Here is a 12,667-nt window from a genome sequence, read left to right as displayed (position 1 = left end):
GGAGTCGCACGTGACGACCGGAGCCACCGTCTGGCTCACCGGACTGCCGAGTGCCGGCAAGACCACCATCGCGTACGAGCTGGCCGGCCGGCTGCGCGAGGAGGGCCACCTCGTCGAGGTGCTCGACGGCGACGAGATCCGCGAGTTCATCTCCGCGGGCCTCGGCTTCAGCCGCGAGGACCGGCACACCAACGTGCAGCGCATCGGCTTCCTCGCCGAACTGCTCGCCCGCAACGGTGTGTTGGCGCTCGTCCCGGTCATCGCGCCGTACACCGACAGCCGCGAGGCCGTCCGCAAGCGGCACCAGGAGAGCGGCGCCGGCTACATCGAGGTGCATGTGGCGACCCCCGTCGACGTGTGCTCCGTACGCGATGTGAAGGATCTCTACGCCAAGCAGGCCGCCGGTGAACTGACCGGGCTCACCGGGGTCGACGACCCGTACGAGGAGCCCGAGTCGCCGGACCTGCGGATCGAGTCGCAGCACCAGACCGTGCAGGAGTCGGCGGCGGCTGTCCACGCGCTGCTCACCGAGAGGGGACTGGCATGACCGCGACCGTTGCCAAGGCCGAGGACGGTACGGACACGCCGTACGCACTCTCCCACCTGGACGCCCTTGAGTCCGAGGCGGTGCACATCTTCCGCGAGGTGGCGGGCGAGTTCGAGCGGCCGGTGATCCTCTTCTCCGGCGGCAAGGACTCCATCGTCATGCTGCACCTCGCGCTGAAGGCGTTCGCGCCCGCGCCGGTGCCGTTCACGCTGCTGCATGTGGACACCGGACACAACTTCCCCGAGGTCCTTGAATACCGGGACCGCACGGTCGAGAAGCACGGGCTGCGTCTGCATGTGGCCTCCGTACAGGACTACATCGACCGCGGTGTGCTGCGCGAACGCCCCGACGGGACCCGGAACCCGCTGCAGACCGTGCCGTTGACGGAGAAGATCCAGAGCGAGAAGTTCGACGCGGTCTTCGGCGGCGGACGTAGGGATGAAGAGAAGGCGCGCGCCAAGGAGCGGGTGTTCAGCCTTCGCGACGAGTTCTCGCAGTGGGACCCCCGTCGCCAGCGCCCCGAGCTGTGGAACCTCTACAACGGACGCCACGCACCCGGCGAACACGTCCGCGTCTTCCCGCTCTCCAACTGGACCGAGCTGGACGTCTGGCAGTACATCGCCCGTGAGGGCATCGAGCTGCCCGAGATCTACTTCGCGCACGAGCGTGAGGTGTTCGCGCGGGACGGCATGTGGCTGACCGCCGGTGAGTGGGGCGGGCCGAAGGCGGGCGAGACCGTCGAGAAGCGGCTCATCCGGTACCGGACCGTGGGTGACATGTCGTGCACCGGTGCCGTCGACTCCGACGCGGTGACGCTGGAGCAGGTCATCACCGAGATCGCGGCGTCCCGGCTGACCGAGCGGGGCGCGACGCGTGCCGACGACAAGATGTCCGAGGCCGCGATGGAAGACCGCAAGCGCGAGGGGTACTTCTAACCATGAGCACCATCACGACCGAGGAGCTCTCGGCCACCACGCTGCTGCGGTTCGCCACGGCGGGTTCCGTCGACGACGGCAAGTCCACCCTCGTGGGACGGCTGTTGCACGACTCCAAGTCGGTGCTGACCGACCAACTCGAAGCCGTGCAGCGGGTGTCGGCCGATCGCGGCCAGGACGGTCCCGACCTCGCGCTGCTCACCGACGGGCTGCGGGCCGAGCGGGAGCAGGGCATCACGATCGACGTGGCGTACCGCTACTTCGCCACGCCCCGGCGCCGGTTCATCCTCGCCGACACGCCCGGTCACGTGCAGTACACCCGCAACATGGTGACGGGTGCCTCCACGGCCGAGCTGACGGTGATCCTCGTCGACGCCCGCAACGGTGTCGTCGAGCAGACCCGGCGGCACGCGGCGATCGCCGCGCTGCTGCGGGTCCCGCACGTGGTGCTCGCGGTCAACAAGATGGACCTGGTCGAGTACAAGGAGACCGTGTTCGCCACGATCGCCGAGGAATTCACCGCGTACGCCAGCGAGTTGGGCGTCCCGGAGATCACCGCGATCCCGATCTCGGCGCTGGCCGGGGACAACGTGGTGGACCCGTCCGCGAACATGGACTGGTACGGCGGGCCGACCTTCCTGGAGCACCTGGAGTCGGTGCCGGTCGCCCACGACCTGAGCCGCTGCCACGCGCGGCTGCCCGTGCAGTACGTGATCCGGCCGCAGAGCGCCGACCTCCCGGACTACCGGGGGTACGCGGGTCAGATCGCGGCCGGCAGCTTCCGCGTCGGCGACCCCGTGACGGTCCTGCCCTCCGGGAGCACCACGAAGATCTCCGGCATCGACCTCCTCGGCAAGCCGGTCAGGACCGCCTGGACCACGCAGTCGGTGACGATCCTGCTGGCGGACGACATCGACGTCTCCCGCGGCGATCTCATCGTGCCCAGCGAGGACGCCCCGGCGACCACGCAGGACATCGAGGCGACCGTCTGCCATGTCGCGGACGCGCCGCTGACCGTGGGCCACCGGGTGCTCCTCAAGCACGGCACCCGCACGGTGAAGGCGATCGTGAAGGACATCCCGTCCCGGCTCACGCTCGACGACCTGTCCCTGCACCCGCATCCGGGACAGCTCGTCGCCAACGACATCGGCCGGGTGAAGATCCGCACCGCGGAGCCGCTGCCGGTCGACTCGTACGCCGACTCGCGCCGTACGGGCTCGTTCATCCTGATCGACCCGGCCGACGGCACCACGCTCACCGCCGGCATGGTCGGCGAGTCGTTCGCGGCGCCGGAGCCGGTCAAGGACGCGTCGGACGAGGACGGTTGGGACTTCTGACCATGAACTCCACGGATTTCTACTCCACGTTCGCGAAGGAGGGCGGCCGCGTCGGCAGCGGCGCCCTCGGCAGCGGGCAGGGCGGGGTGGCGCGATGTGCGTGCTGACGTACGCGCACCGCTTGCGCGCCCAGTCCCCCCACCCGCCGTCCCGGACGCGACGAAAACGAAGACCTGCCGACCTCCCGGCCACGAGCTGAGACCGTGACCGCCGGGCCAACGAGAGGAACACCTCCCGTGCCTGCCAATCGCTCGACCTACCTGCGTCGCGGCATAGCCGTGTTCGCCGCGCTCCCTCTGCTCACCCTCGCCGCCTGCGGTTACGGGTCGGACTCCAAGAGCACCAACTCCAAGGAGAAGGTCGCCGCCGGGTCCTCGAAGATCGAGGGTCTCGCCTCCGTGAAGATCGGCTACTTCGGCAACCTGACCCACGGGACCGCGCTGGTCGCCCGTGAACAGGGCCTGTTCCAGAAGGAATTGGGCGCCACCAAGGCCGACTACGCGACCTTCAACGCGGGCCCGTCCGAGATCGAGGCGCTCAACTCGGGCTCCATCGACATCGGTTGGATCGGCCCCTCCCCCGCGATCAACGGGTACACCAAGTCCGACGGCAAGAGCCTGAAGATCATCGGTGGTTCGGCGTCGGGCGGCGTGAAGCTGGTCGTCAACCCGAAGAAGATCAAGTCTCTGAAGGACGTCAAGGGCAAGAAGATCGCGACGCCTCAGCTGGGCAACACGCAGGACGTGGCGTTCCTCAACTGGATCGCGGACCAGGGCTGGAAGGTCGACGCGCAGAGCGGCAAGGGTGACGTCACCGTCGTCCGCACCGACAACAAGATCACCCCGGACGCCTTCAAGGCCGGTTCGATCGACGGCGCCTGGGTGCCGGAGCCGACCGCGTCGAAGCTGGTCGCCGAGGGCGGCAAGGTGCTGCTCGACGAGTCGACGCTGTGGCCCGACAAGAAGTTCGTGATCACGAACATCATCGTGTCGCAGAAGTTCCTGAAGGCGCACCCGAAGGTCGTCGAGGCCGTCCTGAAGGGCTCGGTCGCGGCCAACAAGTGGATCAACGCCAACCCGACCGAGGCCAAGGCCGCGGCGAACAAGCAGCTGGAGGCCGACTCCGGCAAGGCGCTGCCCGCCAACGTGCTTGACCCCGCGTGGAGTTCGATCCAGTTCACCAACGACCCGCTGGCCTCGACGCTCAACGCCGAGGCGGCGCACGCGGTGAAGGCCGGCCTGCTGGAGAAGCCCGACCTGAAGGGCATCTACGACCTGACGCTCCTCAACAAGGTCCTCAAGGCGGACGGCGACAGCACGGTCGACGCCGCCGGCCTCGGCACGAGCTGACCGAGGGATCCCGATGACTTCCCAGGAGGTGACGACCATGGCCACGACTCTCGCCAAGGAGACCACCGCGTCGGTCGAGCACGCGGCACGCCTTGAGCATGTCTCGAAGTCCTTCGCGACGCCGGGCGGGCAGCAGCTCGTCCTCGACGACATCAGCATCGATGTCGCGCCGGGTGAGTTCGTCACCCTCCTGGGGGCCTCGGGCTGCGGCAAGTCCACCCTGCTGAACCTGGTGGCGGGCCTCGACAAGCCCTCCACCGGGTCCATCACGACGGACGGCCGCCCCGCGCTGATGTTCCAGGAGCACGCCCTGTTCCCCTGGCTCACCGCGGGCAAGAACATCGAACTCGCCCTGAAACTCAGGGGAGTTGCCAAGGAAGAGCGGCGCGGCAGGACCGAGGAGCTGCTCGAACTGGTCCGGCTCCAGGACGCGTACGGCAAGCGGGTGCACGAGCTGTCCGGCGGTATGCGCCAGCGGGTCGCCCTGGCCCGCGCGCTCGCCCAGGAGAGCCGCATCCTGCTGATGGACGAGCCGTTCGCGGCCCTCGACGCCATCACGCGGGACGTCCTGCACGACGAACTGACCCGTATCTGGGGCGAGACGGGCCTGTCCGTCCTGTTCGTCACGCACAACGTGCGCGAGGCGGTACGACTCGCCCAGCGGGTGATCCTGCTGTCCTCCCGGCCCGGCCGGATCGCCCGCGAGTGGACGGTCGGCATTCCGCAGCCGCGCCGCATCGAGGACGCGCCCGTGGCCGAACTGTCCCTTGAGATCACCGATGTACTGCGTGGGGAGATCCGCCGTCATGGCCAGCACTGAGACGACGACGGTCAAGGACGGCGGCAGCGTCGAAGCGGGCCTGGACGCACTGGAGTTCACGGCCACCGGCCGGCCGAGCCTGCGGCAGACCTTCGTCAACAAGATCTTCCCGCCGATCGTCGCGCTCGCGGTGGTCATCGTGGTGTGGCTGATCCTGACGCCGATCGTCGACGACCCGAGCAAGCTGCCCTCGCTGAGTTCCGTGGGCGGCGAGTTCAAGGACGCCTGGCTGAGGGGCGATCTGCTCGGCTACATCTGGACCAGCGTCTCGCGCGGTCTGCTGGGCTTCTTCTTCGCGCTGCTGATCGGCACCCCGCTGGGGCTGCTGGTGGCGCGGGTGAAGTTCGTGCGCGCGGCGATCGGCCCGATCCTGTCCGGCCTCCAGTCGCTGCCGTCGGTGGCGTGGGTGCCGCCGGCCGTGATCTGGCTGGGCCTGAACAACTCGATGATGTACGCGGTGATCCTGCTCGGCGCGGTCCCCTCGATCGCCAACGGGCTGGTGTCCGGCGTCGACCAGGTGCCGCCGCTGTTCCTGCGCGCGGGCCGCACGATGGGCGCGACCGGCGTCAAGGGCGTCTGGTACGTCACGCTGCCGGCGGCACTCCCCGGCTATGTGGCGGGCCTGAAGCAGGGCTGGGCGTTCTCGTGGCGCTCGCTGATGGCTGCCGAGATCATCGCCCAGTTCCCGGACCTGGGCGTGGGCCTCGGCCAGTTGCTGGAGAACGGCCGTACCAACAGCGACATGTCCATGGTGTTCGAGGCCATCATCCTGATCCTGTTCGTCGGTATCGCCATCGACTTGCTGATCTTCAGCCCACTGGAGCGATGGGTGCTGCGCAGCCGCGGTCTGCTGGTGAAAAGCTGAAGTCCTGTGCACCAGAAGCCTGTTCTCCTCGTCATCGCCCACGGCAGCCGCGACCCGCGGCACGCCGCGACCGTCCACGCCCTCGTGCGGCGGGTACGGTCGCGGCGGCCCGGGCTGCGCGTGGAGGTCGGCTTCCTGGACTTCACCATCCCTTCCGTACAAGGCGTGTTGGAGTCGCTGGCAGCACAGGGCGTGCGTGACGTCGTAGCCCTCCCGCTGCTCCTGACCCGCGCGTTCCACGCGAAGGCGGACATCCCCGCCGTCCTGCGGGACGCGCCGCCGCAGCTGCGGATCAGGCAGGCGGAGGTACTGGGACCGTCGCCGCTGCTGGTGCGCGCGCTCGAACGGCGGCTCTACGAGGCCGGGTTGACGCCCGCCGACAAGTCCTCGACCGGAATCGTGCTGGCCTCGGCGGGGTCCACCGACCCGGAGGCGATCGCGGTGATCGACGACCTCGCGCGGGAGTGGTGGCACACCGGCTGGCGCGCCGTGCGCCCCGCGTTCGCCTCGGCGGCGCTCCCCCGCACCGAGGACGCGGTCCGCGAACTCCGGGCGCTCGGCTGCCGCCGGATCGCGGTCGCGCCGTACGTCCTCGCGCCCGGCTTCCTGCCCGACCGCATCGCGCGGGGCGCGACGGAGGCGGACGTCCTCGCCGACGTGCTGGGTCCGGCGCCCGAGGTGGCGCGGGTCCTGCTGGAGCGCTACGACACGGCCCGCGCGCCGCTGCTCGCGGCCGTCGGCGCGTAACGCCTTCACGGTTCCCACCTGCCCGGTTTCCCGGAAAGGGGTCTCCCCCCGCCCCCGGATCTGCTGGGATGGTTCCTCTGAGGGCTAGTGGGGAGCAAGTACACGTGGCGGGTAGGGAGTTCGGGCATCGCGAAGGGCCTGTCCTGGCCCAGCTGCACTACACCTCGGCGCCGTCCGGCTCCGAGGATCCCGGCCCCCGGTTCGCGGCGGTCGGCGCGGAGGTGCCGCCGGGAGTGCTGAGGGAGGCCGGGCGGCTCCTCGGGTACGAGCCGCCGCCCGACAGCCCGCAACAGCCCGACGCCGAGCAGCTCAAGAGATTTCCCACGGTCTTCAGCTTCAGTGAACTCGCCGACGGCGGAAGGCTGTTGAGCCGTTCCGTGTGCACCGGCACGGACTGGGCCGGGGGCCCTGCCTCCTTTCACACGCACGCCGTCCTGCTGCCCGCCGGGACCCGGCTGCCGGACGGTGTCCTGCCCATCTCCACGTGGGAGTCCCCGCGTTGGGCCGAGTCGACTCCCCCGGACGGCGGCCCCGATCCCGTCGACCGTGTCGAACCTTCCGGGCTGCTGCGCAAGGAGGCGCTGGTCCCGTTCGCGGTGTCCCGGGCCGGACGGCTCGCCGCGTTCTTCGGCGATCTGCGGGCGGTGGCGGCGGATCCGGGTGCCGGGCAGATCGTGGTCGTGGAGCACGACAGCGCCGACGTGGCCCGGTGGATCGCGCTCGCCTGCACGGTCCTGCCCCGCGAACAGGCGCACCGGCTCACGTTCACGACCTACACCCGCGACCCCCGGCAGACCCGCCAGCAACTGGTCGGCGCGCTGCCCTCCTCCGAGCCCGTCGCCGACGACGGGCGCTACCGCGTGCACAACTGCACGGGCCGCCAACCGTCCGGGCCGGTCACGGACACCTGGGCCGAGGTGTGCGCCCGAGTCTGGCGTGCGGGCCGCCCCGACCTGTTCCACAACGACCCCGAGGATCTTGGCCCGTTGGCGGTGTCCGCCCTCGTCGCCGGCATCGACCTGCGTACGGACGCCCGTGCGGTGGCGGCGAGTTGGGCTGCCGAGCAGGTGGACGCACTGTCCGACGACAGGCTGACGGCGTTGGTCGCCGGGTTGTGCGGCGGCCCGGTGCCGCACCTGGGCTCCCCCTCGGCGACCCTGCCCGGCGCGGCCGAACAAGTCGCCCTGGCCGCGCTGTTGGCCCGGCTGGACGGACGCGTGACGGCCGCGGTGTCGGCGCCGCTCGCCGCGCGTGTGCTGGCGTCGGCGGTCCTCGCCCATGGACCGGTGCCCGTGCTGCGCGCCGGGTCCCTGACCGCGCGGACCCATGACGACCTGGCCCGCGATCTCGCGCCCTCCCTGCGGGCCGGTATCGCGGACACGCACGAACCGGCCGTCGGACGGCCCCTCGCGCTGCTGCGGGCCGCCGACCTGCTCGACGTCGACTGCCAGGACCAACTCCCGGAGCTGGCCGAGCGGTTGGCGCGGGAGCTGGTGGGCGCCTCGGCCGCGTCCTTGTCGGGCGGCGAGCCTCCCGGTGTGGGCTGTCCGCCCGGGCTCCTCGACGCGGTGCACACCCATCCCGGGCTACGGGTCGCGCTGTTCGGTTCGCTCGACACGCTCGCCGTCGCTGAACCAGCTTCTGTGGCAGGGGTGTTGAAGGGTTCGGGGCTGCCGCTCGACCTCCAGCAGTCCGGGTTCCCGCATCTGCGGATGTGTGTCACGCCCGCCGGGCCGGACGATCCGCTCGACCGGTTCCACGGTCTGCTCCGCACGGCCGGGGTCTCGCCGCACGCCGACCCGACCGTCCTGCGCACGGCGTTCCGCCTCACCTGGCCCGGCGCCGAACTGCCCACCGGCCGGGAGGCCGCCCTGCTCCTGACGGAACTGGGCTCCGACACCCACCGCACCGCCGGCACCCGGGAGTTGCTGATCGAGGCGGCACTCGCCGCTCCCCCGGACGACCCCGACATCCCGGCGCTCGCCACGGATCTTCTGCGCTGTTTCACCACGGAACTGGGACCGGGCCGGCGTACCGCCCTGCTCCTGCTGGAGTTCACCGGCCTGCTGGGCACCGGCAGTGAGGGCGAGGAGTGGGTCGGCCGGGTACTGGAGCTGATGACAGGTACCGCCACCGACCCGATACCGGACGCCGTCGCCGAACGCGCCTTCCAGGCCCTCGCGGCGCGGCTCCTGGCGGGCACGGCACCGGAGAACGAGCTGTACGCACTGGCCCGTTCGGCCGAGCCGCGCCTCCTCGCGGTGTACGAACGGACGGCCCGCTCCGAGCGGGTGGGCGACCGGCTGCGGACCGAGCCGACGTACGTCGCCGCCCGCTTCTGCGACTGGAGCGCGTTCCCTGGCACGTATCCCGCCTGGGACGAGACCCGTACGTCCTTGCTGACCAAGGTACTGCGACCGGCCGTACGGGCCCTGTCCGCAGCGGACCAGGGCGCGGTCGAGACGGCACTCGACCACGCGGGCCGCAACAAACTCGAAGCGTTTCGCGCCTGGAACCGCCCCGGCGCACTGGGCCGACTCGCGGGACGGCTGTCGGGACGGGGGCGGCGGGCCGAACAGCCCGGCGCGTGACCGACCTCGGGAGATGAGCGACCTCGGAAGGTGACCCACCTTGCGATCGGAGGGGAAGCGCCGCCCGGAGTCCGACACTCCCCTGTGATGTCGGACCCCGGACGGCCCGTCCGCGGCACGGCCCCCGGCGGCATGAGTATGATCGCGGGAGTCGCTTTCCGTACTGCGTCGCTCGCCGCGTTTATGTCACTGCGTGACGACAACCACCCCGACGCCCGCCGCTGCTGACGGTCACCGGGCTCAGTCGAAGGACAGACCCCCGGTACGTGTCCGCTTCAGCTCGAAGAAGTCGGGGTTCGTGGCCAACACCCGGAAGCTGTCGAAGAGTTCGGCCGCCTTCGCGCCGCGCGGAATCGCCCGCAGCACGGGCCCGAACCACACCGTTCCGTCGACGTGCAGGGTTGGTGTCCCCACGTATCCGCCCGACTCCTCCTCCACGCCCGCCTCATGACTGCGGCGCACGGCCTCGTCGTACGACGGATCGTGGGCCGCGGCGGCCAGTTCGGCGGGGAGGCCGAGTTCGGCGAGGGATTCGGCGATGACGGCGTCGAAGTCGTCGTAGCCCTGCTCGTGGATGCGGATGCCGAAGGCCGTGTAGAGGTCCCTCAGGACCTTGTCGCCCCGCTGTTCGGCTGCGGCTACGGCGACGCGGACCGGGCCGATGGACTTGTCGACCAACTCCCGGTACCAGTCGGGGAGTTCGTTGCCGGTGTTGTGGAGGTACAGGCTCATCGCGTGGAAACGGAGGTCGAGCGGGCGCTCGCGCTCGACCTCCAGCAGCCAGCGGGAGGTGATCCACGCGAAGGGGCAGGCGGGGTCGAAGTAGAAGTCGACGCGGACCGGGTTGTCGTGACTCATACGGACAACGCTAACCGCCGATCGGGCCGAGCGCTCGGCCCAATACGGCACTCCCTCACTGGTCCACTTTGCTCATGGCCTGCTGCCTCGGGTTCCGTCCGCTGGACGCGAGGGCGCGTTCGAAGACGGGGGCGTCGGCCGGTACGGGGACCGGGTCGGCGAAGCCGTCGTACTGGCGGTAGAGGTCGCCGTGCTTCTCCACCACGGCGAGGACGAGGCCTGCCGCGCCGTCCGAGACGGCGTACTGCTGGCCGGTGGCCGTGGCCACGTCCCAGCCGTGCACCGCCAGCTCCTTGATGATCATCGAGGCGAGTTCGTCGGCCGGCATCTTCGCCATGCCGAGGTCGACCTCGCCCTCCCACACCGCCGGGTCGGCCCAGGCGGCGACGGCCCGGTCCAGCTGGGCGGCGTACGCCTCCGCCCAGTCCGGATCGGCGGTGAAGTCGCGCGCGGTCAGCTCCTCGGAGAGCTGCTTGCGCAGGGCACGGTGCTCCAGGCCGTGCGAGGTGTAGAGGACCCAGTGGTTGACCATCGCGCGGACGTCCCAGTCGGGGCAGTGCGTGGGGTCACCCAGCTGGTCCGAGGTGACACCGCGCGCGACGCGGGCCGCCTCGGCGGCGCATTCGATCATGTGCGGGTACAGGTCGTGCGGGTGCGGGTGCTGTTCGTGGTTGCTCATGGCTCCCACGCTAGGGAGGGCACCCTCAGGACTCTTGAACAAACGCGACAGCCTCGTCTGCGAGGCGGACCAGCTCGTCGAACGGCAGCGACCCGGGCGTCCTGCGCTCGCGCGCGAACCCGTTCGCGAGCCGTTGCAGCAGGTCGTTGAGCGGGGTCGGCACTCCGTGCAACCGCCCCAGCAGCGCGATCTCGCCGTTGAGGTAGTCGGCCTCGATGGTGCCGGTGCCCCGGTTCAGCGACTGCCAGGAGGAGCCGCCGCCGCGCGGGGCGCCGTCGATCTCCACGAGCTGGATCTTGTCGCCGCGCACCGCCTTCTCCTCCTCGGCGTCCGCGTACGCGATGCCGGCCGCGTCGAGCACGGCCGCGCCCTCGGCCCGGACCCGCCGGTAGAACGCCAGGTGCTCCTCGGTGCCGCGCATCTCGGCGACCGCCTCGATCGCGTTGCCTAGGTTGCCGAGCAGCTTGGCGTACTGCCAGCGCGTCACGTCCGGCACGACCGGCGCCTCGAACCTCGACTTCTCCAGGTCTGCGGAGATCAGCCGGGCGGTCTCGTCCGTGCCGTGCGGGTAGCGGCCGAGGTGCAGGATGCCGGTGAGCGGGGTGCCCTCGGCGGCGACCACACCCGGTTCGACGAAGGTCGCGGGCAGCCAGACGCAGACGCCGTAGACCCGCCGGAAGCGGCGCAGCGTGAGCCGTTGGCTCTCCACCCCGTTCTGCGCGCAGACGACGGGGAGTCGCTCGGCGGCCGTGCCGCCGCCGGTGACCGGTGCCGGGCCCCAGAGCGCGAGCGCGGTCTCGCTGTCCTGTGTCTTGACGGCGAGCACGAGTACGTCGTCGGTCCTCAACTCGCCGAGTTCGGCGGGGTCTTCGACGACCGGCAGCCGGTACGTCGACTCGCCGTCCGGCACCTTGAGCCGCAGCCCGTGCTCGGCCAGCGCCGCCCGTTGCGCACCCCGCGCGGCCAGTACGACCTCGCACCCCGCCCCGGCCAGCCGGCCACCGATGGCCCCGCCGACCGCCCCTGCTCCGATGATGATGTAGCGCATGGGACGAGCCTCGCACAGCGCGTGCGGGCCGGGTCGTCGGGTACGGCTTGTGGTCAACTGGCTGTCATCTCGACGAGTTTGACCACGGTGTTCCAGTTGCGGGATGTCGCGATCAGCCCCTTGTTCAGCCGCGGCCGGGAGAGCTCCGCGGCGAGCTTGGAGCGGCCGAGGCCGTCGGGGGCGTAGAGGTACAGGGCGCGGTCGCCGAGGCGGAACTCCTCGGGGAGGTACGCGGACCGGTCGAATTCCGCGAAGCGGTCCTCGGCGACCGGCACCGAGTAGTACGTGACGTGGAGTTGCTTGCCCTCCAACTCGGCGGCCGGGAAAGGGCAGTTGTCGGCGATCGCCTTGAGGTAGGCGTGGTCGCGGACGATGACGTCGACCGTGAACCCGAACCGCTTCTCGATCGCCTGCGCGAGTTCCGTCGTGAGGGAGTCCTCGTCGCCGTGGCCGCTCGCGAACACGGCCTGGCCGCTTTGGAGATAGGTGCGTACGTGGTCGTGTCCGAGGCCTTCGAGGAGCGTGCGCAGCTCGGCCATAGGGAGCTTCTTGTTGCCGCCCACGTTGATTCCACGCAGGAGCGCCGCATAGGTCGTCGTCATCCGCACACCATAAAGCGGCCTTCGTGCCCCGTGGGGGTGGGCACGAGGGCGGCTCCATGTGGTGTGCGGAGGTGCGGGTGTCCGCTCCCTGTGAGGTGCGGGTGTGCGGAAACTCTGGCGGACGAGGTGGCTCCGGATCAACACCCACAGGCCCGTCCACCGCCACCTGTGACTTGTCCAACAAGGTTTCGCAATAACAAAGCGGACCCCGGCCGACGCAACGGACACCCTGATCACCACCCCCGAGCCGCCGCGATAGATGTAAGGGGCCGCCGTCCTCCCCAGTGGT

General features: G+C 70.4%; 12 protein-coding genes. 8 read left to right on the top strand and 4 right to left on the bottom strand.

Annotated elements, in window-relative coordinates:
- The first annotated feature begins 10 nt into the window (after window positions 1–10).
- The 8 genes from cysC (at window position 11) to OG407_RS38785 (ending at window position 9,191) form a co-directional block, all read left to right on the top strand.
- On the top strand, window positions 11–547 hold the full coding sequence (cysC, locus tag OG407_RS38820; RefSeq protein ID WP_405864559.1) for an adenylyl-sulfate kinase: 537 nt from the start codon (window positions 11–13) through the stop codon (window positions 545–547).
- Window positions 544–1,482 (top strand): sulfate adenylyltransferase subunit CysD, encoded by a 939-nt coding sequence (gene cysD / locus OG407_RS38815; RefSeq protein ID WP_405864557.1) that lies wholly within the window; start codon window positions 544–546, stop codon window positions 1,480–1,482. Before cysC ends, cysD begins: the two co-directional genes overlap by 4 nt.
- Before the next feature lie 2 nt (window positions 1,483–1,484).
- The gene (locus OG407_RS38810) at window positions 1,485–2,819 is read left to right on the top strand and encodes a sulfate adenylyltransferase subunit 1 (protein ID WP_405864555.1); all 1,335 of its coding nucleotides are present in this window, start codon (window positions 1,485–1,487) and stop codon (window positions 2,817–2,819) included.
- A gap of 236 nt (window positions 2,820–3,055) precedes the next feature.
- Window positions 3,056–4,168, top strand: coding sequence for an aliphatic sulfonate ABC transporter substrate-binding protein (locus OG407_RS38805; protein ID WP_405864553.1), 1,113 nt, complete (start codon window positions 3,056–3,058; stop codon window positions 4,166–4,168).
- Window positions 4,169–4,181: 13 nt separating this feature from the next.
- Window positions 4,182–4,988, top strand: coding sequence for an ABC transporter ATP-binding protein (locus OG407_RS38800; RefSeq protein WP_405864551.1), 807 nt, complete (start codon window positions 4,182–4,184; stop codon window positions 4,986–4,988).
- Window positions 4,975–5,853, top strand: a complete 879-nt coding sequence (locus OG407_RS38795) for an ABC transporter permease (RefSeq protein WP_405864549.1) — start codon at window positions 4,975–4,977, stop codon at window positions 5,851–5,853. Before OG407_RS38800 ends, OG407_RS38795 begins: the two co-directional genes overlap by 14 nt.
- Before the next feature lie 6 nt (window positions 5,854–5,859).
- Complete coding sequence (locus OG407_RS38790) at window positions 5,860–6,600, top strand: sirohydrochlorin chelatase (protein WP_405864547.1); 741 nt, start codon at window positions 5,860–5,862, stop codon at window positions 6,598–6,600.
- Window positions 6,601–6,704: 104 nt separating this feature from the next.
- Entirely contained in the window at window positions 6,705–9,191 is a 2,487-nt protein-coding gene (locus OG407_RS38785) for a GTPase-associated protein 1-related protein (protein WP_405864545.1), read from the top strand.
- A gap of 240 nt (window positions 9,192–9,431) precedes the next feature.
- Here the strand turns inward: OG407_RS38785 and OG407_RS38780 are convergent, their stop codons facing one another.
- The 4 genes from OG407_RS38780 to OG407_RS38765 are packed head-to-tail and all read right to left on the bottom strand — an operon-like array spanning window position 9,432 to window position 12,378.
- Window positions 9,432–10,049, bottom strand: coding sequence for a DsbA family protein (locus tag OG407_RS38780; RefSeq protein ID WP_405864543.1), 618 nt, complete (start codon window positions 10,047–10,049; stop codon window positions 9,432–9,434).
- 55 nt (window positions 10,050–10,104) lie between these two features.
- A complete protein-coding gene (locus OG407_RS38775; protein ID WP_405864541.1) occupies window positions 10,105–10,728 on the bottom strand; it encodes a TIGR03086 family metal-binding protein in 624 nt (207 codons plus the stop codon).
- Window positions 10,729–10,753: 25 nt separating this feature from the next.
- The gene (locus OG407_RS38770) at window positions 10,754–11,776 is read right to left on the bottom strand and encodes a ketopantoate reductase family protein (protein WP_405864539.1); all 1,023 of its coding nucleotides are present in this window, start codon (window positions 11,774–11,776) and stop codon (window positions 10,754–10,756) included.
- Window positions 11,777–11,829: 53 nt separating this feature from the next.
- Window positions 11,830–12,378 (bottom strand): DUF1697 domain-containing protein, encoded by a 549-nt coding sequence (locus OG407_RS38765; protein WP_405864537.1) that lies wholly within the window; start codon window positions 12,376–12,378, stop codon window positions 11,830–11,832.
- Window positions 12,379–12,667: the final 289 nt, after the last annotated feature.

The sequence above is a fragment of the Streptomyces sp. NBC_01515 genome (genome assembly GCF_045040345.1).
Classification (GTDB): Bacteria; Actinomycetota; Actinomycetes; order Streptomycetales; family Streptomycetaceae; genus Streptomyces.
The sequence above is the reverse complement of the archived record's forward strand: the minus strand, read 5'-3'. Positions and strand labels throughout refer to the sequence as shown.